Source organism: Algoriphagus antarcticus (assembly GCF_002150685.1).
GTDB classification, from domain to species: Bacteria; Bacteroidota; Bacteroidia; order Cytophagales; family Cyclobacteriaceae; genus Algoriphagus; species Algoriphagus antarcticus.
In genome coordinates this window covers 229,660-248,920 of the sequence record NZ_MSSW01000001.1, presented here as the reverse complement: position 1 = coordinate 248,920, position 19,261 = coordinate 229,660, and the positions used below count along the sequence as shown (strand labels likewise).

The 19,261-nt window shown below is 40.2% G+C and carries 18 protein-coding genes; 11 read left to right on the top strand and 7 right to left on the bottom strand.

Going from position 1 to position 19,261, the window contains the following annotated elements; translation table 11 throughout:
• Nucleotides 1-44 precede the first annotated feature (44 nt).
• From BVH04_RS01050 to BVH04_RS01040, 3 genes are all read left to right on the top strand, one after another.
• Nucleotides 45-680: an acetyltransferase gene (locus tag BVH04_RS01050; protein ID WP_086539509.1), complete on the top strand. Its 636-nt coding sequence runs from the start codon at nucleotides 45-47 to the stop codon at nucleotides 678-680.
• A 122-nt stretch (nucleotides 681-802) separates the two neighbouring features.
• Nucleotides 803-1,771, top strand: a complete 969-nt coding sequence (gene trhO / locus BVH04_RS01045) for an oxygen-dependent tRNA uridine(34) hydroxylase TrhO (protein ID WP_086539477.1) — start codon at nucleotides 803-805, stop codon at nucleotides 1,769-1,771.
• Nucleotides 1,772-1,779: 8 nt separating this feature from the next.
• Nucleotides 1,780-2,637 carry a nucleoside phosphorylase gene (locus tag BVH04_RS01040; protein ID WP_086539476.1) on the top strand — a complete coding sequence of 286 codons (858 nt, stop codon included), beginning with the start codon at nucleotides 1,780-1,782 and terminating at the stop codon, nucleotides 2,635-2,637.
• A 14-nt stretch (nucleotides 2,638-2,651) separates the two neighbouring features.
• Here BVH04_RS01040 and BVH04_RS01035 read toward each other — a convergent pair whose 3' ends face one another.
• The 3 genes from BVH04_RS01035 to BVH04_RS01025 all read right to left on the bottom strand — a co-directional run bounded on the left by BVH04_RS01035 (nucleotide 2,652) and on the right by BVH04_RS01025 (nucleotide 5,657).
• Nucleotides 2,652-2,927 (bottom strand): hypothetical protein, encoded by a 276-nt coding sequence (locus tag BVH04_RS01035; RefSeq protein ID WP_086539475.1) that lies wholly within the window; start codon nucleotides 2,925-2,927, stop codon nucleotides 2,652-2,654.
• Nucleotides 2,928-3,037: 110 nt separating this feature from the next.
• A complete protein-coding gene (locus tag BVH04_RS01030; RefSeq protein ID WP_086539474.1) occupies nucleotides 3,038-3,673 on the bottom strand; it encodes a response regulator transcription factor in 636 nt (211 codons plus the stop codon).
• Nucleotides 3,666-5,657: a tetratricopeptide repeat-containing sensor histidine kinase gene (locus BVH04_RS01025; RefSeq protein WP_086539473.1), complete on the bottom strand. Its 1,992-nt coding sequence runs from the start codon at nucleotides 5,655-5,657 to the stop codon at nucleotides 3,666-3,668. The genes BVH04_RS01030 and BVH04_RS01025 overlap by 8 nt, the downstream gene beginning before the upstream one ends.
• A 239-nt stretch (nucleotides 5,658-5,896) precedes the next feature.
• Between BVH04_RS01025 and BVH04_RS25340 the strand changes: the two genes are divergently transcribed.
• From BVH04_RS25340 to BVH04_RS01010, 4 genes are all read left to right on the top strand, one after another.
• Nucleotides 5,897-6,070 (top strand): hypothetical protein, encoded by a 174-nt coding sequence (locus BVH04_RS25340; protein ID WP_169714334.1) that lies wholly within the window; start codon nucleotides 5,897-5,899, stop codon nucleotides 6,068-6,070.
• Between the two features lie 113 nt (nucleotides 6,071-6,183).
• The gene (locus BVH04_RS01020; RefSeq protein WP_240510784.1) at nucleotides 6,184-6,555 is read left to right on the top strand and encodes a DNA alkylation repair protein; all 372 of its coding nucleotides are present in this window, start codon (nucleotides 6,184-6,186) and stop codon (nucleotides 6,553-6,555) included.
• Nucleotides 6,556-6,648: 93 nt separating this feature from the next.
• Nucleotides 6,649-8,163 carry a S10 family peptidase gene (locus tag BVH04_RS01015; protein WP_086539471.1) on the top strand — a complete coding sequence of 505 codons (1,515 nt, stop codon included), beginning with the start codon at nucleotides 6,649-6,651 and terminating at the stop codon, nucleotides 8,161-8,163.
• A gap of 303 nt (nucleotides 8,164-8,466) precedes the next feature.
• On the top strand, nucleotides 8,467-9,069 hold the full coding sequence (locus BVH04_RS01010; protein WP_086539470.1) for a nitroreductase family protein: 603 nt from the start codon (nucleotides 8,467-8,469) through the stop codon (nucleotides 9,067-9,069).
• 66 nt (nucleotides 9,070-9,135) lie between these two features.
• Here the strand turns inward: BVH04_RS01010 and BVH04_RS01005 are convergent, their stop codons facing one another.
• Nucleotides 9,136-9,666 carry a DinB family protein gene (locus BVH04_RS01005; RefSeq protein ID WP_086539469.1) on the bottom strand — a complete coding sequence of 177 codons (531 nt, stop codon included), beginning with the start codon at nucleotides 9,664-9,666 and terminating at the stop codon, nucleotides 9,136-9,138.
• 76 nt (nucleotides 9,667-9,742) lie between these two features.
• Here BVH04_RS01005 and gldD point away from each other — a divergent pair, with 76 nt between their 5' ends.
• Nucleotides 9,743-10,318, top strand: coding sequence for a gliding motility lipoprotein GldD (gldD, locus tag BVH04_RS01000; protein ID WP_086539468.1), 576 nt, complete (start codon nucleotides 9,743-9,745; stop codon nucleotides 10,316-10,318).
• Here gldD and BVH04_RS00995 read toward each other — a convergent pair.
• The gene (locus BVH04_RS00995; protein WP_086539467.1) at nucleotides 10,315-12,090 is read right to left on the bottom strand and encodes a sodium:solute symporter family protein; all 1,776 of its coding nucleotides are present in this window, start codon (nucleotides 12,088-12,090) and stop codon (nucleotides 10,315-10,317) included. The genes gldD and BVH04_RS00995 overlap by 4 nt on opposite strands.
• Nucleotides 12,091-12,432: 342 nt before the next feature.
• Between BVH04_RS00995 and BVH04_RS00985 the strand changes: the two genes are divergently transcribed.
• The 3 genes from BVH04_RS00985 to recG all read left to right on the top strand — a co-directional run bounded on the left by BVH04_RS00985 (nucleotide 12,433) and on the right by recG (nucleotide 17,259).
• Nucleotides 12,433-13,923, top strand: coding sequence for a choice-of-anchor I family protein (locus tag BVH04_RS00985; RefSeq protein WP_086539508.1), 1,491 nt, complete (start codon nucleotides 12,433-12,435; stop codon nucleotides 13,921-13,923).
• Nucleotides 13,924-14,015: 92 nt separating this feature from the next.
• On the top strand, nucleotides 14,016-15,080 hold the full coding sequence (locus BVH04_RS00980) for a phosphotransferase enzyme family protein (RefSeq protein WP_086539465.1): 1,065 nt from the start codon (nucleotides 14,016-14,018) through the stop codon (nucleotides 15,078-15,080).
• Nucleotides 15,081-15,165: 85 nt separating this feature from the next.
• Nucleotides 15,166-17,259, top strand: coding sequence for an ATP-dependent DNA helicase RecG (recG, locus tag BVH04_RS00975; protein ID WP_086539464.1), 2,094 nt, complete (start codon nucleotides 15,166-15,168; stop codon nucleotides 17,257-17,259).
• 277 nt (nucleotides 17,260-17,536) lie between these two features.
• Here the strand turns inward: recG and BVH04_RS00970 are convergent, their stop codons facing one another.
• Both BVH04_RS00970 and BVH04_RS00965 read right to left on the bottom strand, forming a co-directional pair.
• Nucleotides 17,537-17,863 carry a DUF6787 family protein gene (locus BVH04_RS00970; RefSeq protein ID WP_086539463.1) on the bottom strand — a complete coding sequence of 109 codons (327 nt, stop codon included), beginning with the start codon at nucleotides 17,861-17,863 and terminating at the stop codon, nucleotides 17,537-17,539.
• 60 nt (nucleotides 17,864-17,923) lie between these two features.
• The gene (locus BVH04_RS00965; RefSeq protein WP_086539462.1) at nucleotides 17,924-19,243 is read right to left on the bottom strand and encodes an aspartate kinase; all 1,320 of its coding nucleotides are present in this window, start codon (nucleotides 19,241-19,243) and stop codon (nucleotides 17,924-17,926) included.
• Nucleotides 19,244-19,261: the final 18 nt, after the last annotated feature.

Below are 19,261 nucleotides of genomic sequence, written 5' to 3'. Positions count from 1 at the left end.
GCCGGTGAATTCCTGTATTTTTGCAGCCTGAATTGAAGAAAACTATGGAAAAACCAGTTATAATTTTTGGAGCAAAAGGCATCGCCCATTCCGCACTTGAGATATTCAATAGTAACAATGTGGTTGTTTTTGGATTCTTGGATGAGGACGAAAAAATTCACGGGACAGAAATCAACACAGTATCAGTACTTGGAAATCCTGAGGATGACGGTTTCTTGAAATTAATCGGTCAGAAAACAGAGGCGTTTGTGGCGGAAGAGAATCCCAAATACCGTAAATTCTTGGTGGAGCTATTGAATGATCGCCGAAAGGTGCAGCCTGTGAACGCGATACATCTGCGTTCTTACATATCTACGGATGCCATCATTGGGCATGGTAATTTCATCAATGCCAATGTGAACATCGGCGCAGGAGCTGAGATTGGAAGTCATTGTATTATCAATTCGGCGGCTGTTATCGAACATAAAGCTAAGCTGGGAGACTTTGTACAAATCGGGGCTGGATCAGTGATCAATTCTGAAGTGACGATAGAAGAAGGGGCTTTTATTGGCTCTGGAGCAACGATCATTTCTGGAGTTACTATTGGTAAAAATGCCAGAGTTGGAGCAGGATCTGTAGTAATCTCTACTGTAGGATCGAATGAAACCGTCTTTGGAAACCCTGCCGCAAAAGTTAAATAAGAATTGCGATTTTTGATTTACGAATTTCGAGGTAAAACTTATTGTTTATGCCTTTTGAAATAGTAAATCCGAAATCATTAATCCGAAATCCCTAAACACCCTGCCGCAACAGGGCTATAGTTATGGAAAACAAAAAGTATCAAATCCTCCTGTATTACTGCTACGCCCAGATTGAGAATCCTGAGGAATATCGTGAGCAGCATCACCTTTTTTGCATCGAAAACAACATTCGAGGCCGCATCATTATCTCTGACGAAGGGCTGAATGGAACTGTTTCTGGATTGGGCGAAGACTGCAACAAATACATGGCCTATATTCACGCAGATCCGAGATTTGCAAAGACTGAGTTCAAAATAGACTCACATGATACCCATGCATTTACCAAAACCCATGTGCGCTATAAGCCTGAGATTGTCCACAGCGCACTGAGACATCTTGATCCAAACGTGAAAACGGGCAAGCATCTCAACCCTGAGGAATTCAAACAATTGAAGGATCAGGAAGATGTGGTAATATTAGATGTTCGCTCAAATTACGAACATGAACTAGGGCATTTCAAGAATGCGCTGACGCTTGATATCGACAATTTCCGTGATTTTCCTGAGAAAGTAAAAGAACTTGAACATCTGAAAGGCAAGAAAGTGCTGACCTATTGCACTGGAGGGATTAAGTGTGAGAAAGCCTCTGCATACCTATTGGAACAAGGTTTCGAAGATGTGTATCAACTTCACGGCGGGATCATCAAATATGGGATGGAAGCTGGCGGCGAAGATTTCGAAGGAAAATGCTACGTATTTGACAATAGAATAGCTGTGGATGTGAATAAGGTCAATCCTAAAATTGTTTCCACCTGTCACGTTTGTGGTAAGCCCTCAGACCGTATGATCAACTGTGCCAATCAAACCTGCAATACTCATGTAGCTATGTGTGAGGAATGCGGTTGGGAAATGGAAGGATCTTGCTCTACTGAATGCAAGGAAATCCCTGAAAAACGTGTCTATGACGGAACAGGGTATTACCAGAAAAATACTAACGGCTACAATCCTTACAAAGGATTGATTCGTAAATCCAATGAAAAATCAAATGCTTAACTTGTAGCGTGAGCAGACAAATTCCAGAATCCGAATTGATATTAAATGCTGATGGAAGCATTTATCATTTGCATTTGAAGCCAGAGAACCTGGCTACCCTTGTTTTTACCGTAGGTGATCCTGACAGAGTTTCTATGGTATCCAAATACTTTGATCAAGTTGACTTCAAGGTAAGTAAGAGAGAATTTGTAACTCATACTGGAAGAATCCGTGGCAAGCGTGTCACAGTAATGAGTACGGGTATGGGGACCGATAATGTAGAGATTTTGATGACTGAGTTGGATTCTTTAGTCAACGTGGATCTTAAAACCCATACCGTTAAGCCAAAAGAAAAGAGTTTAGAAATTATCCGTTTGGGAACATCTGGGAGTATGCAGACTGATTTGCCAGTTGGTAGTTTATTGGTTTCAGAGATTGCTGTGGGAGTTGATACATTGATGCAGTTTTACCCAAAACTTGAAGGGAATCAGGACTGGGCGAAATTGGTTCAAGATACACTCGATCTCACTTTTTTGCCATATCAGGCATCAGCTTCGAAAAAGCTTTTAGAAAAATTGCCTTCCGATTTTCATCGCGGAGTCACGCTCACGGCTCCTGGTTTTTATGCTCCACAGGGGAGAGAAATAAGATTGAAACCAAAGATGGAGAATATGTTTGAGCGATTGGCAAATCTAGAATTAGCAGGACTTAGGATGACTAATTTCGAGATGGAGACTGCTGGATATTATGCAATGGGACAACTTTTGAATCACCGCATGCTAAGTCTTAATGCAATCGTGGCTAACCGTCCGAGTGGGGAGTTTGATAAAGAAGCTGAAAAAACCGTAGATCGTATGATCCGCGCAGCCCTAAAAGTTTATTGCTGAAAAAATATCACCCTTTACGCTTGGAATTGATTTTGGTAGGTAGGCTTTTCTATTTTGAAATCCTCCCACTCATGGTAATCAATTTCCTGAATTATTTTGTTCATAAATTCAGCACATTCCTGCTTGCATAGATAAATCCCAAAAAGTGATTCATTTTTATTGACAAGAAAAGTCCTGTTACTGTCAAACAACCTAACGAGATCCTTCCAAGCTCCTAATACAAGTAACTCGTCTTGATTTTTTATAGTTTGGATTATTTTAAAATCCCCTTGTAGACTTGAAATTTTCATTGTGCAAAAAGTTGGTTAGCTAAAATATTAGATCAAATCTAACCAATAATATAAGGCGACTCAATACGTATAAACACGTATATTTCTCTTTTAACTATAGAAAAATGTAGTTAATCTATGATCTCACGATTCTTCTGAGCCCATATCAGTAGAGAATTGTGCTTTTTCTCCAACTGCAGTTTTACAATCATATTGCTTCTATGCTTGTCCACAGTACGCTCGGAGATAAAAAGTTTATTGGCGATATCTTTGGTTGAAAGCCCTCCAGCTATCAGTCTGAGGATTTTAACCTCAGAAGGAGTCAAAGGATTTTCATCCGATTCGAATTTGTTTCTTTTCATCCCCTCAAAAATCTTTTCGCTAAAAAATTGCCCTCCATCTAAAACTATTGAAATGGCTTTTGAAAGATCGTCGAGTGCAAATTCCTTTAGGATATAACCTGATAGGTTCAATTCCTTAGCCTGATGATAGAGGTAAAGTTCTTTATGAAGCGTTAGTAGAATGACTTTGGTAGTGAGTTGTAATTTCTTGCAATCCGAAGCTATTTCAAGTCCTGTCTTATTAGGCATTTCCATGTCCAAAATTGCAAGTTGGGGCTTGAACTTGATGATTTGATCTATAGCGCTCTGCCCCTCATTGGCAGTACCTACGATGTCTAAGCCGAGATCGCTGAGGAAAGCATGCAATCCTTTTAGCAGGATTGGGTGATCGTCTGCAATAATTACAGTGGTCTTTTGGTTAGACATAAACTATAAAACTTAAACTTGTTCCAACTCCTTTTTCGCTATTGACTCTCATAGTTCCATGGATGGAAGCTGTGCGTTCTTTGAGTGTTTTCAACCCTAAGCTTTGAAAGTCATTCAATTTTTCCGAAAAATCAAACCCTTTTCCATTGTCTTCAATTTTCAATTCTATTCCTTTTTCAATTCTTGTGAATAAAACACGCAGCGCACTAGCCTCAGAGTGCTTTAGGACATTATTTATGGATTCCTGCAAGATTCGATAAAGTTGTAATTCCTGTTCTTTTTTTAAGATACCCTTTAGCTCCTCGATTTCAGTGGACACAAATATGTCCGTTTCGCGATCTATCTGATCTAGTAGATGTTCGGCGGCTTTACTGAGTCCCAGTTTTTCTAATTGCATAGGGTGAAGCGATCTGGCAATTGACCTTAGTTCACTGATGGCTGTGTCTAAAAGTTCTCCTGTTGAATTGTCTTTTGATAAAGCAACTTTATTTTTGATCAAGAGTAAACTTTGACCCAAACCATCGTGAAGATCTTTGGAAATTCGTACTCTTTCTGCTTCTTCGTTCTTAAGGAGTTCTTGCGAAAACCTCGATTGCATTTCCTTCTTTTTTTTCTCGTGCTTTAGATTCTTCCCAAGGAAAATCAACAAAACTGCTACTATCAGCACAAAGACAATAATGGCTATAAATCTAAGGTTGGCCTTGTTACGCTGGTTGATAGATTCGATCTCCTGAGTTTTCGTCAGGATTTCTTTTTCCTTTCTCTCTGTTTCGTAGAGTGTTTGATAATATGAAAAAGTAGTTGCCTGATTAGCTGCAAAAATAGAGTCGGTATAGCGAGTCAATTCCTGACGGACTTCATACGCTTTGGCAGATTGCCCTAGATCATAATATGTGTCACCCAATAAGCGATAAGATGAAATCAAATGATCCATGTTTTTGGACACTTTTGCCGCCCGTAGTGATTGTTGAGCGAGTTGGTTAGCCGCCGAAAAATTTCCTTGAGAATATTCTAACTGGGCTTTTGCATTAAGGTATACAGGATTGGTAGTAGCTACTTCAGGCACATGATAAATCATTTCTTGTGCTTGGGCAAAGTATTTTTGCTGTTTCTCCACATCTCGTTGTTCTCCATAATAGTTGCTGAGAGAAAGTTTAATCATGCTTTCGATGTAATAATCCCGCGGATCAAACGGGGTTAAAGAATCTGCTTTAACTAGATAGTCTAGCTGATCTTCGAGTCTTCCCTGTTTGGCAAAGTCTTCGGATTGGTTGTAAAGTTGGATCGCGACTGAGAAGGAGTCTCCACTTTCTTGGTACGTGGAGATAAGTGAATTTCGGATTTTTTCGGCTTCGTTATAAATGGCAAATTTGATGAACAAAATAGCCATTCCTCCATCTACATAATGCACATATTCCCTATCATCAAGAGCCAGATAGATGTCTCGGGCAGTTTGATAATCTTGCATTCCTAAGAGAAGATCGCCTTGGTAGTCCCTTGCCTGTGCCCGAAAAAAGTAAGAATCTGCGATGTAAATAGAATCTTTGTCGCTGAACTTTTCTATGGCCTCACCATATTCGTAAATAGCCGAATCAAATTGCTCTAGACTGAAAAAGGCGCCTGCCAGTTTCAGATGAAGATTTCCTCTGTCTTGCGTTTTAGTTATCTGATTTTCATGAGTTATTGCCCTCATAAGGGCTTTCTTTTTCAAGTCAGGAGCTTGAACGGAAGGTGAAGGGAGATTAGTAAGGCGAATAGCTAGATCAGCCATCAAGTCATACTTGGCTTCCTGTTCACTAAGATTAATCATCTCTAGCATATACACTCCAGCTATGGAATCACTTGGCTCGGTACCTTCGAAAAGAGTTGTTAATTCACTGAGATCATTTTTCTGAATCGGGTCTTGAATGGTTCGGGAGATGGAGCTTGAGCAATCAAGGTTAGAGGCTAACATGCAGCCTAGCGAGAAGATCAATCGAATCATTTTTAAAGATAAGTAAATCAATAAATTGTGGGCTATCCCATATCGTAAACACAGCGCTCAACCAGGCTAATCTTACATTATCCAGACAATTTTCCATATGGCAAGTTTTGCCAATCAAGCAAAACTTTAAGCAAGCTTAAGGTATAATTATTATAGACGTTATCGTAATTGATTGATAATTAATTGTTTAAATCTAAACGTGAGATCAATCTAATTTCCACAAACCGCATTAATCTATTATGAACAAATTTACACCATTGTCTATTTTTTTATTTTTCATGATGTCATCTCTGGATGCCTTTGCGCAAGAGATCAAAGTGAAGCAACGGGAGTTGGCGAAGACGGTTTTTGCAGATATCCGCTTGGATGAAATTGCCGTATTGATGAAAAACCCCTTTCATGAAGTTAGGTAGACAGCCTTGTTCATTTTGGTATATAGATACCAGAAATTGAAGACCGAAGTAAAACAAAGAAAGGTGGTGGATTTTTAGTTAGTCACCTTGATTTTGTAAATAATTGGGACTTGGTGGATAGCTCATGCCATCATATTTTAGGTCACTTTTATTTGGATAGAGACAAATCACTTTTCTACAAATTAGCCGATTCTGATCATTTGTGGAGGCAAAGAGTCTATGTCATTAGTTCTTATTACTGGATTAGGCGAGGGCGTTTTGACGATGCGTTGGCGCTAGCGGAGAAGTTGCTTTATCACGAGCATGATTTGATCCATAAAGCTGTGGGCTGGATGCTAAGAGAAATTGGCAATAAGGATTCTGAAGTTGAAAAAGGTTTTTTGAAAAAACACTACATCTCCATGCCAAGGACTGCGCTTAGTTATGCTATAGAGAAGTTTCATCCTGATATCCGTAAAAGGATTTTAGCAGGGGAGGATTTTTAATTTGAGATTGGTTCATCTGCAAATTTTGAATTTAGCTTAGCTTAAACCCGAAATACTATAAATTGTAGGCTATTTAATACAATCAATATCCCTATGAAAAATATCTTGAGATTTATTTTATTTTGTTCGTTTTTGTGCTTGCCTTTGATCTCTAATGGTCAAGAAGAGAAAAAGAGCTTTGAAAACCGTGAACCTCAGCGATTTGAAAGTTCTCACTCGGGTACTTTTGGAGGGCAAAAAATAAGCTACAAAGCAATAGTATCGGAGACTTTTTTGAAAGATTCAAATGGAGAGATTACTGCTGCACTTTGGTCTACTGCTTATATTAAAGAAGGAGGGAACTCTTCCAGTCGACCGGTAATGTTTATTTTCAATGGAGGTCCAGGCTCTGCTTCTATCTGGCTGCATGTGGGGTTTTTCGGACCTAAGGTGGTCAAAGTTGATTCCGAAGGGAAAGTTGATGATGGTGGTGCCCCATACCAGTTTGTGCTAAATAGTCAGTCACTGCTGAATTTGACTGATCTGGTTTTTGTGGATCCAATAGGAACAGGATTTAGCCAAGTTTTAGGAAAAGGTGAAAACAAAGATTATTTGGGATTGAATGAAGACGCAAATTCGATTGCTCAATTCATGAAAACTTGGGTAACTAAACACGGAAGATGGCAGGCTCCAAAATTTATTGCTGGAGAAAGTTATGGAACTACCCGCGCTGCAAAAGTTGCTGAACTACTCGAAGGAGGTGGAAATCCGATGGCTTTAAATGGGATTGTTTTGATTTCTCAGGCCTTGGATTATGCAGGATCATCATCATGGGCTGATAATCTGACCTCATTCTTTACCTATCTGCCTTCTCAAGCAGCTACAGCTTGGTATCATGGCAAAGCTGGCAAAGGAAAATCCTTGTTAGCTTTCACCAAAGAAGCTAGAGACTTTGCGTACGGTGAATATCTGGAAGCTTTGTTTAAAGGCGAAAAACAAAGCCAAGCTGAAAAAGATGCGATAGCTGTAAAATTGGCCTATTTCACGGGGTTGGATAAGAAATATATCCTTCGGTCTAAAAATCAAATTCTAATGGAAAGATTTAAAAAAGAACTGCTTCGTAATGAAGGTAAAACAATTGGCACATTAGACGGGAGATTTTTAGCGAAAGAGACTGATCTAGCTTCAGAAAGTGCCGTCCTTGGTGACGCTAGCAGTTACATGACTGAAAGTGCCTATACAGCTGTATTCAACAACTACCTCTATACTGATCTGAAAGTGAAAATGGATCGTGCCTATTTAGGTTCAGCATATGGGACGGGAGGATCTTGGAATTGGAAACCGGTGCCAGATGGAGCGTATTGGGAGCCTAGTTATGTTAGTACTGCTCGATCACTCAGTGAGGTGATGCATCGCAATACTGCTTTGAAAGTCATGGTCGCCAATGGCTATTACGATCTGATTACTCCATTTTTCGATTCAGAATACACCTTTGCTAGACATGATTTTCCTCAAGAGCGAATTCAAATGAACTATTATGAAGCTGGCCATATGATGTATAATAGACAAGAAGACTTTGATGCACTGTCAAAGGATATTCGGGAATTTCTACAAAAACTCATCAAGTAGTAGGAATTCGCTTTTCCGTCGAGATTACAAATTAGGATGATACCTGGAATCCTCAATCAGCAACTTCGAAGTTCTTAGAGGCATTATATTATCAGAGAAGATTATCTACCAGTGTGAATTATTGCAAAAAAGCAGGTGAGTCTCGAAGTAGATCTATCCTGCCTTATCCTATTGGAGTGTAAAAACTTTTGAATTATTCAGTAAATCTGAAGTTCAGAAATGTAAAAGCTTGATCAAGGAAACTTTTGTCAATTAATATACCTTAATCACATTCAACACAAGAATTAAACATTACCCTATCTTATGCAAAAGCCCGATTTCAACATCGAAGAAGTAAATAAAATTATCCGCGGACGTAGATCCATGTTTGCAGCACAATTCAAAGAAAATGATCCTGTAGATGATGCAATTATCGAAGAGCTTTTAGAAAATGCGCGCTGGGCACCTACTCATAAATTAACTCAGCCATGGAGATTTATTGTGTACACTGGAGATGGCTTGAAGAAGTTTGCGGACTATCAGGCGGACATGTATAAGCTTCGTGCGGAGAAGAATGGAACTCCGTTTTTGGAGGCAACCTTTCAGAAGTTCAAGCAGGGACCGTTGAAAGCATCTCATATGATAGCGATCATGCTGAAAAGATCAGAAGGCATTCCTTTGATGGAAGAAATTGCAGCAGTTTCCATGGCTGTCCAAAACATGTACTTAACTGCTTCCGCCCATGGATTAGCAGCCTACTGGGGAACTGGCGGACCAACATTCTGGCAAGAGGCTAGAGAAGACTTTGGACTAGAAGGAGAAGATGCGTTAATGGGTTTTTTCTATGTAGCCAAACCAGCTTCAGATAGTTGGCCTGAAGGAAAGAGAGATAATATGGAAGAAAAAGTAGCTTGGATCAGAGAGTAATATCTCCACAAAACAAAAACGGCAGTGAAATCAATCATTGCCGTTTTTGTATGCTTAATTAATTTCTTAAAAGCCCACAAAAGCGGGTGGTTCTACACCTTCAGTTCTAAGGTAAGCAATAGCTGCACCTCTGTGATGTGTGGAGTGATCCATTAGCAAAGCCATTACTTGTCGTCTAGTTACATTATTGCCAAATACTTCAAGACTCTCCCCTGCATCAGCATCAGAAAGAGCCTTCATAGTCGCAGTGGCGTAGTCATAGCTTTTGCCTACATAGGCAGCCAAATCAGCTTTAGATGCCGTAGCAATATCGATGGTAAATCCTGGATCTCCACCTTTTAAGAACCCTTGGGAAATTCCTACCATAGCATTTCCAATGTGATGAATCTGTTCTTTAAAAGACATTGCCGCGGGATCGGTTTTGTAATCCATACCAGAATCTGGCATTTTGTCCAGTACCTCTAGTGTGAATTGCTTACTATTCTGCCACTTACTCAGGAACTCATCCTTTGTAGTTTGGGCTGAGACGGCCATCGAGGCCATCATAAAAATGGCAACCATCAGGGAGCCAGAAAGGAAGTTTAGTGCTTTTTTCATTTGAATGGAGGTTGGTTATCTGGTTAAATTTCAATTATTCTCAAATCAAATCAAACAGTTTGTCTAATTTTAAACTATGAGGAAACATCTAGTGATTGGTCTGTTTTTAGTTGGATTGGTAGCCTGTAATGAGACTTATTTGCCAAAACCATCTGGCTATAATCGAATTGATTTACCTGCTCATTCTTTTGAGAAACTTTCAGAAGGATACCCTTATCAGATAGACTATTCCAGTTATTCGAAAGTGGAAGCTGATTCTTTCAATATAGCTGAGGAAGCTTGGGTCAATTTGAATTATACAGATTTTGGTGCCAAAGTACATTTGACTTATAAGCGAATTGATGGAGACAAGGTGAATTTTAGACAGTTATCCAGCGATGCCTTCAGACTAACTTCACAGCATCAAATAAAAGCTTATGGCATTGAAGAAGCGGTACTTTTAACTCCCGAAGGTTACACTGGAGTGGTGGCTGAACTTTCTGGTGAAGTTCCTACCCAGTTTCAGTTTTTTGTAACTGATTCTACCAAAAACTTTCTTAGAGGGGCTTTGTATTTCAATACGGCGATGAAAAATGATTCACTTTCGCCAGTAATAGAATTCATCAAGGAGGACATGGTCCACTTGATGAATTCTGTAAAATTTGTTGATTAGCTAAGGTTTTTCCAAGATCTGAAAATTATGATACCTCCTACTATTGCAATGATGCCAGCAATGATTCCACCTAGCATATTGCCGTAGATGAAAAATCCTGTAGAGAACAAGGCAGCATATACCATGGCAGATCCTATCATCATCAATCCTATTTCTTTAGGAAGTTGACCGATCACTTGTCTCTCCTCAGGATATCTATCCAATACTTTTTTCCAACCAAATGCTGCTGGAGTTACTTTTCTGTAAAACGACAATAATACCTCATCCTTTTCTGGGGCGGTGATGAAGGTGACTAGCAACCAACCAAACGTAGTAATGCTAACACTGTATAGAAGCTTCAAGTATTCCTGATTTTCGGGAATAATAATCCAGTTTACTTTAGGATTGATGACTGAGAAGAAAATAGCAACTACGAATGAAATAGCCATGGCTGAGATCTCTGTATAAGCGTTAATTCTCCACCAAAACCATCTAAGGATAAAAATCAAACCTGTTCCTGCACCGATCTGAAGTAGGATTTCAAATGCATCTAATGCACTAGAAAGTGCCAAGGCTAGTACAGCAGACATTGCCATCAAGACCACTGTGGAGATTCTGCCTACAGCCACCAATTCTTTATCTGAAGCTTCAGGCTTTAGGAACCTCAAGTAGAAATCATTCACGATGTATGAAGATCCCCAGTTGAGATGTGTAGAAAGTGTAGACATCACTGCAGCAATCAAGGAAGCTAATACAATCCCAATTAAGCCAGTTGGCAAGAATGTCAACATTGCTGAGTAAGCTAAATCGTCTCCTAGTTTATCTACAGGAATATTAGGGAAGGCTGCCGAGATATCAGATACGTTAGGAAAAACAATTAATGAAGCCAAAGCAATCAAAATCCAAGGCCAAGGGCGTATGGCATAATGAGCTATATTAAAAAAGAGTGTAGCTCCAATTGCATTCTTTTCATCCTTAGCGGAAAGCATTCGTTGTGCAATATATCCTCCGCCTCCAGGCTCAGCACCTGGATACCAAGTTGCCCACCATTGAATGGCTATCGGCATCAAGAAAAGTGGGATGTATGCATTAGGATCTGAGAAATCAGGAAGGAAGTTAAGCTTTCCTGCTACATTCTCATGGGTCAAAAGATTATTCAAAGATCCAATCTGCGGAAGGTCAAGAATGTAATATGCAGCTCCAAAAGCACCGATCATTGCAATGAAAAATTGGAAGAAATCAGTTAGCAAAACACCCTTCAATCCTCCCAAAGAACTATAAATCACCGTAACCACAGAAGCAATCAACAAGGTTTCATAAGGCTCTAATCCTAACATTACTCCACCGATTTTGATGGCTGCGAGTGATACTGTTGCCATAATCACGACGTTGAAGAATACACCTAAATATATGGCGCGGAATGCTCTCAAAAATGCAGCTCCTTTCCCAGAATAGCGCAATTCATAAAACTCCAAGTCTGTTGTAACTTCAGATCTTCTCCAAAGTTTGGCATAAACAAACACAGTCAACATACCCGTGAGTAAGAAAGCCCACCAAACCCAGTTACCGGCTACACCATTTTTCCGTACGATATCTGTCACCAAGTTTGGTGTGTCCGCAGAGAATGTTGTTGCTACCATTGATACTCCGAGTAACCACCACGGCATATTTCTACCGGATAGAAAAAATTCTTTGGCAGAGGAACCAGCCTTTTTCGATGTATAAAGCCCTATTAAAAGGGATATGACAAAGAAAGCGGCAATGATCGCCCAGTCAATGGAGGTTACATTCATAACTTTTGGGGTTAATGTATTCTTTAATTTTTTTTAGAAAATGCCTTCTACTTAAATAATAAATTTTGCTAATGTATTTATTTTCTGCGAAATGGAAAAAGTCTTGCTCAGAAGTTTACTCAGAATTCTGCCGTATTCGATCAATTTCAAAATAAAATTTATTGAAAATAGATTCCTTTTGTTCAGGCGGATTGATTTCAATGTGAATTCAATATGTAGTGATTTCATCATATCGTCCCATTTGGAAGAATTTCTTAATATAAACCTAATCTCTATTTCATGTTATGGTGAAACGCAGTGATGAAATTGCTTTTGTTTTTAAACCAGTTTAATTTTTATCAAATGAAGAAACATTACGTATCATTTCTGATTTTATCCGCGCTGTTCAGTTGTAATCACCATGATCCAATTTTAATTACTACTGTGGACTTTGCTCAAATATCATCCATCAAGATAGGAGGTGAAGCAGCAGCAGAAATTACGGCTTTTGATCCTGAGACGAATCAACTCTTTGTTGTAAATAATAGTGGCAGCTCCAAAGTAGATATTGTGAACTTCTCAGATCCGTCCAATCCGACAATTACTGGCTCTATAGATGTCACCCAATTTGGCGGAGGAGTAAATTCTGTAGCAGTAAAAAATGGCATGCTGGCGATGGCTGTGGAGGCGAATACAAAAACTGACCCTGGAATGGTGGTCGTATTTTCTACTGATCAACTCACGAGTCCGATTGCCCAGGTTGCCGTGGGTGCTTTGCCAGATATGGTGATTTTCAGCCCAAATGGAAGATTCATAGTCTCCGCAAACGAGGGAGAGCCAAATGATGCCTACACGATAGATCCAGTTGGAACTATATCTGTGATCGATGTCAACGCTAGTTTTTCGGTTTCAACGCTAGGTTTTGAAGGTTTTGAAAGCCAGAAGACAAGTTTGATGTCTAAGGGATTCCGAGTATTTGGCGCGGGAGCTAGCCTTGCTCAAGATGTGGAACCAGAATATGTGGCTATTGACGAGAACTCAGAATTTGCTTGGGTGACCTTACAAGAAAATAACGGTATGGCGAAGGTAAACTTGAGTACCAAGACAATTACGGATGTTTTCCCTTTTGGTCTAAAAGACAATTCTCTTGATGGAAATGAATTGGATGTTAGTGATAGAGACAATGAAGTGACTCTGAAAAGCTGGCCTTTATTTTCTTATTTCTTGCCAGATGCGTTGGTTAATTATTCAGTAAATGGGAATAATTACCTAATCACCGCAAATGAAGGAGATACGCGCGATTACGATGGTTATAGTGAGGAATCAAGAGTGAAAGATCTCGATCTGGATCCCTTTGCTTTTCCAAATGCTGAACAGCTTCAGAAAGATGAGAATATGGGTAGATATACGGTCACAACCAGTGCCGGAGATGCAAATGGCGATGGCAAATTTGAGAAACTTTACGGTATCGGTGCTAGATCCTTTACTGTTTGGGATGGTGCAAGCGGAGCTATGGTGATGGATTATAATAGCCTGGAGAAAGATTTCATTGCGGCTGCGCCAAATTCGTATGATGATGGAAGAAGTGATAATAAGGGTGTTGAACCAGAAGGCGTGACTATGGGAGCGATCAATGAAAAGACATTAGTTTTCGTAGGAATGGAACGAGTTGATGCCGTGATGGTCTATGAATTGAAAGGAATTTCTTCTTTCAACTTCATACAGGTGCTGGAAACAGGTGATGCGCCCGAAGGAGTTTTGTTTATTTCGGCTGAGGAAAGTCCAAATGGAAAACCGTTGCTAATCGTAAGTTCCGAACGCGACGGATTCTTGAGAATTTATCAAAACAATTGATTTTAAGCTATTAAGAATTAAAACCGATCATTTTGATCGGTTTTTTTTGTGCCAATAATTCCGATTTGAAAGCTATCCTATAGCTTTGGGCTATGATTAAGGAAAACATCGCCAGCATTCTAGCTGCATATTCGTTCAAATCTTTTGAGAATTTCACATTTCATTCTTTCGGCGCTGGCCTTATTCACGGCACTTATTTGATCGAATCAGAAGATTCTCAATACATCCTACAGGAATTTAACAATGCTGTTTTCCAGTTTCCCGAGCGGATCACTCACAATCAGCGTCAGGTCAAATCGCAGGGAGATGATAGTCTGCTTCCGTTTACTTTGCCGCTACCTATTCCCAATTCGGCTCAAACACTTATTACAGATTGGAATGGGAAGCTTTTTCGTTTGTTTGATTTTGTATCGGGTCAAACGATCCAGCAAATCACGACTCTGGATCAAGCGTATCTAGCCGCTAAAGCTTACGGAGTTTTTGCTGATTGGGGAAAAGACGTTGATACTTCCCATTTACAAGAATCTATTCCTGATTTTCATCGATTGGATTTGCGCTTTGCAAAGCTTCAGGAAGTTGCAAAAACCAAGGAGACTAACTCCCTTGATGATCAGGAAGTTCTGGATTTTTATTTGGGACAAAATGAGCTGATTGCTGAATACAAAGTGTTTCAAACTGTTTTGCCTCATCGATTAACTCATAACGATACCAAAATCAATAACCTGATTTTTTCAAATGATCTCTCCAAAGTGGAGGCATTGGTTGATTTGGACACGTTGATGGGTGGATATTTGATGTATGATTTTGGGGATTTGGTGCGGACAGTCGCCTGCTCAGAATCTGAAACGAGTCAATTTTGGGATATAATCAAACTTGAAGTTCCTGTGTTCGAGCAACTGCTCAAAGGATATTGGGAAGGAGTGAAAGCAATGGCTACCGCAGAAGAGGTTAGGTCTTTGATTTTGGCAGGTGAAGTGATGACCTGCATTATGGGGCTTCGGTTTATGACGGATCACTTGCAAGGCAATATTTATTATAAAGTAGAGTATCCAAGGCAGAATTTCCATCGTGCAAAAAATCAGATGCTTTTGCTGAGAAGGCTTCAAGATGCAAAGCCTGAATTGAAGAAAATTTGGAAATCTGTCACTCAATCCTAAAATTGATTTCAGACAATTCCAGTCATTGTTATTGTCAATTGAACGGAGTGGGTTTAATTTGTCTTAACCCAAAAATCAATTTTCCTTGCCAGGTTTTTTTGACACTAAAATAGAGTTTCTCAAAGGAGTAGGCCCGCAGCGTGCCGCTCTGATCAACAAGGAGTTGAATATTTTCACCTTTGGGGAATTGCTACAGCATTATCCTTTTCGATACGAGGATAGGACCAAGTTTTTTAAGATTCGAGAGCTTCACTCAGATTTGGAATCTGTGCAGGTAATTGCGAAAATCCGTAAAGTAGAGCTTATCGGGATGGGCAATAAGAAGCGACTGGTAGCTCAAGTCGCGGACGAGACTGGTGAGATGGAAATGACTTGGTTCAAGGGTATCGCTTGGGTGCAAAAGCATTTGGTCACTGGAGCTGTTTTCGTATTTCTAGGAAAGCCAGCTCAATTTGGCAGAAAGTGGAGCATCGCTCACCCAGAGATGGAACCACTGAGCACTGCCAATGAGAATCGAAATAATTTCCAGCCTATTTATTCTACAACTGAGAAGCTTCGAGCGAGGTTTTTGGATTCCAAAGGTATCTCCAAAATCATGGAGCAACTAGTGCAGGTTTGCATTCCACATATTCAGGAAACGCTGTCAGTTGAAACTAAAGAGCAGTACCAACTCATTGATAAGCAAGTAGCCATTCGGGAAATACATTTTCCCACCAAACCAGATCTACTTCAACGAGCCAGAAGGCGTTTGAAATTCGAGGAGTTTTTCTTCCTTCAGCTTCGGTTGTTGATGCTGAAGGTGGCTCGGACGGAGAAATTTCAGGGTCAAGTATTAAACAATACAGAATTACTCACTGAGTTTTATACCAATCATATTCCATTCGAACTTACCAATGCTCAAAAGAGGGTAATTCGTGAGTCATATGCAGATCTGAAATCTGGAAGACAAATGAATCGTCTCATTCAAGGTGATGTGGGAAGCGGTAAGACCATGGTGGCTTTTATTTGTGCACTGATTGCGATTAGTTCTGGAGCACAGGCTTGTCTGATGGCACCGACGGAGATTTTGGCAACCCAGCATTATGCAGGGCTGAAAGAATTTGCAGACATGATGGGGTTGAAAATTGCTTTGCTGACAGGTTCCACCAAAAAGTCCGCAAGAAAAATCATTCATGAAGAACTGCTTTCCGGAGAACTCAAAATTCTGATCGGCACTCATGCACTTTTGGAAGACATCGTACAGTTTCAGAATCTGGCTTTGGCCATAGTAGATGAGCAACATCGCTTTGGCGTAGCCCAACGTGCCAAGCTTTGGGCGAAAAATCTGGAGTTCATTCCTCATGTGTTGGTAATGACTGCCACACCGATTCCAAGAACACTTGCGATGACGCTTTATGGAGATTTGGATGTGTCGGTAATCGATGAAATGCCAGCAGGTAGAAAGCCCATCCAGACTGTCCATCGATATGACAAGGACCGATTGAAGGTTTTTGGTTTTATCAATGAAGAAGTAAAAAAGGGGAGGCAAGTCTATATCGTATATCCACTGATCGAAGAATCCGAGAAGATGGATTTGAAGAATGTCATGGATGGCTACGAAAGTATCTCACGGGCTTTTCCAAATTATCCGATCAGCATCGTAAACGGTAGCATGAAATCTGACGCAAAGGAATATGAGATGCAACGCTTCGTAAAAGGAGAGACCAAAATAATGGTTGCTACTACGGTAATCGAGGTTGGAGTGAATGTGCCTAACGCTTCGGTGATGATCATTGAGAATGCAGAGCGATTTGGGCTATCTCAATTGCATCAGCTGCGTGGAAGAGTAGGAAGAGGTGCTGAGCAAAGTTATTGCGTGCTGATGAGCAAGTATGAGCTATCTAAGGATTCTCGCGTGCGATTAGAAACGATGGTTCGGACCAATGATGGTTTTGAGATCGCTGATGTAGATTTGAGACTGCGTGGCCCCGGGGATCTGATGGGTACTCAGCAAAGTGGGATTACTGATTTGCTGATCGCGGACTTGAGCAAGGATGCTCCTATATTGACTTTGGCTAGAGATGCTGTGCAGCAGTTGTTGGCAGTTGACCCAGAATTGGCTTTGCCAGAAAATGCACCTGTACTCAGACAAGTAAAACAACAAAAGAAAACTGCTGTAAACTGGAGTCGGATTTCTTGATGGATTGAAAGATTGTAATATTGAGTCCACTCCGGAAAAGGGATTTGACTAAAATAAGTGACCTTAAAAGCAATTTGGAGAGGTTGTGTTCTAATAACATAGTTTTATAAGTGGACTCAATAGTTGAATATTGAAAAATTTAGCGTCAGATTTCTCTTCTCTGTCCGCTAGGCTGGTCTATATTATCAGGGGCTTATAGCCCTATGATTTATATTGGCAATTTAACCACTCAGTTGCGCTCTCTGCGAAAACCTCTGTGGACTCTGCGGTAAAAAAATTACTTCCTCTTCGAAAACATCCCCCCAATTCTCCTGAAAATCTGCTTTTCCTTTTCCCAAAAGAACCTGAACTGACCAAAAATAAAGCCGTAGATAAGCAAAATAATTTGGTATAACGGAAGAACTAAAAGTAGATAAAATACAGTATTGATAAAACCGTTCTTATCGACTCCGAAAAAACCCAAGATTGGGTTCTTGATAAAGAGAATAGTAAAACCCGTGCAGGCAAAAACAACCAAAACCAAAACGACCTGAAGCAGACTTTCCAATTTCCATTTTGTCTGAAGGCGTGTAAGAAACCCTGGCTTATCATTTTCTGCTGGCATGCCTCAAAAGTAATATGAATCAGTCTAAATAAAAGAGCCGGCACAAGGCCGGCTATCATTTTACCAAGAAAACAGGTCTTGATTGAGACTTTGAAGTGCCTCTTTTTTGAATTTGGAATCCACCAAAACAGAGACATTGTGACGGCTACCTCCGAATGAAACCATTCTTACTGGATATTCTATCAGTGAATCGATGACGGATTGGATTGCGCCTTTGCTTTCCGAAACCATATTTCCTACGATACAAATGATCGTTTGGTCTCGATCTACTTCTACACTGCAGAAGGTACCAAGTTCTTCCAAAATATGCTCCAGGTGACTTAGATCATCAATTGTCACGGATACCGCCACCTCAGAAGTAGTGATCATGTCAATAGGAGTTTTATATTTCTCGAAGATCTCAAACACTTTTCTCAAGAATCCATAAGCCAACAGCATGCGGCTGGATTTGATTTTGATAGCAGTGATTCCGTCTTTTGCAGCAATCGCTTTTACGCCAACAGTGGCGACATCAGCCTTGATCAAAGTCCCCTGCGCCTCTGGCTTCATGGTGTTGAGTAGCTTCACAGGTACATTGAATTGCTGAGCTGGCCATATGGATGCTGGGTGAAGAATCTTAGCTCCGAAATAAGCAAGCTCGGCAGCTTCGTCAAATGACATTTCGGCGATTGGACGGGTTTTGTCTACGATTCTAGGATCATTATTGTGCATCCCGTCGATATCAGTCCAAATCTCGCAGGAAGTAGCTTGGATAGCAGCCGCTACTAACGAGGCAGTATAATCACTTCCGCCACGCTTCAAATTGTCAACTTCATTCAGGTGGTTTTTGCAAATAAATCCCTGAGTGATGAAAATACTGTCGTCGGGATGCTGAGCAAGAATTGCCTTCAATCTGTCTGATATTTTCTGCAATTCAGGTTCCGCATTTTCATCAATACTCATGAAATCAAACGCTGATAAAAATACTGCGGGAATCTCAAGTTCTTCCAAAAGCGTATGAAATAGCTTGGTAGATAGCAATTCTCCTTGTGCTAAAATGTCACGATTGATAGCTTCGTTGAAGGATATTTTCAACAGAATATTCAAAAACTCAAAATGCTCCTTTATGATTTCCTGTGCTTTTTCTTTAGCTACATCAGACTTCAGTAGCTGAGGGTAAAATTGGTTATAATGTGCATGAAGCTCATCTATCCTTGATTTTGCAAGGAATTTATCTGCAGCTGCTAAAGCCTCACCGATGCTAACCAAGGAGTTGGTAGTTCCAGAAAGGGCAGAAAGGACTACAATTTTTGATTCATCACCACGGGTGATCAAGTCTTTTACCTGGTGCATGCGTTCTGGACGGCCCACAGAAGTGCCTCCAAATTTCATGATTTTCATAGGAGATGTACTTAAAAG

Excerpts from the sequence above, each read along its gene's own strand:
- BVH04_RS01050 (WP_086539509.1), top strand. The coding sequence starts at position 45 with ATGGAAAAACCAGTTATAATTTTTGGAGCAAAAGGCATCGCCCATTCC.
- trhO (WP_086539477.1), top strand. The coding sequence starts at position 803 with ATGGAAAACAAAAAGTATCAAATCCTCCTGTATTACTGCTACGCCCAG.
- BVH04_RS01035 (WP_086539475.1), bottom strand. The coding sequence starts at position 2,927 with ATGAAAATTTCAAGTCTACAAGGGGATTTTAAAATAATCCAAACTATA.
- BVH04_RS01030 (WP_086539474.1), bottom strand. The coding sequence starts at position 3,673 with ATGTCTAACCAAAAGACCACTGTAATTATTGCAGACGATCACCCAATC.
- BVH04_RS01025 (WP_086539473.1), bottom strand. The coding sequence starts at position 5,657 with ATGATTCGATTGATCTTCTCGCTAGGCTGCATGTTAGCCTCTAACCTT.
- BVH04_RS25340 (WP_169714334.1), top strand. The coding sequence starts at position 5,897 with ATGAACAAATTTACACCATTGTCTATTTTTTTATTTTTCATGATGTCA.
- BVH04_RS01015 (WP_086539471.1), top strand. The coding sequence starts at position 6,649 with ATGAAAAATATCTTGAGATTTATTTTATTTTGTTCGTTTTTGTGCTTG.
- BVH04_RS01010 (WP_086539470.1), top strand. The coding sequence starts at position 8,467 with ATGCAAAAGCCCGATTTCAACATCGAAGAAGTAAATAAAATTATCCGC.
- BVH04_RS01005 (WP_086539469.1), bottom strand. The coding sequence starts at position 9,666 with ATGAAAAAAGCACTAAACTTCCTTTCTGGCTCCCTGATGGTTGCCATT.
- gldD (WP_086539468.1), top strand. The coding sequence starts at position 9,743 with ATGAGGAAACATCTAGTGATTGGTCTGTTTTTAGTTGGATTGGTAGCC.
- BVH04_RS00995 (WP_086539467.1), bottom strand. The coding sequence starts at position 12,090 with ATGAATGTAACCTCCATTGACTGGGCGATCATTGCCGCTTTCTTTGTC.
- BVH04_RS00985 (WP_086539508.1), top strand. The coding sequence starts at position 12,433 with ATGAAGAAACATTACGTATCATTTCTGATTTTATCCGCGCTGTTCAGT.
- BVH04_RS00980 (WP_086539465.1), top strand. The coding sequence starts at position 14,016 with ATGATTAAGGAAAACATCGCCAGCATTCTAGCTGCATATTCGTTCAAA.
- BVH04_RS00970 (WP_086539463.1), bottom strand. The coding sequence starts at position 17,863 with ATGCCAGCAGAAAATGATAAGCCAGGGTTTCTTACACGCCTTCAGACA.
- BVH04_RS00965 (WP_086539462.1), bottom strand. The coding sequence starts at position 19,243 with ATGAAAATCATGAAATTTGGAGGCACTTCTGTGGGCCGTCCAGAACGC.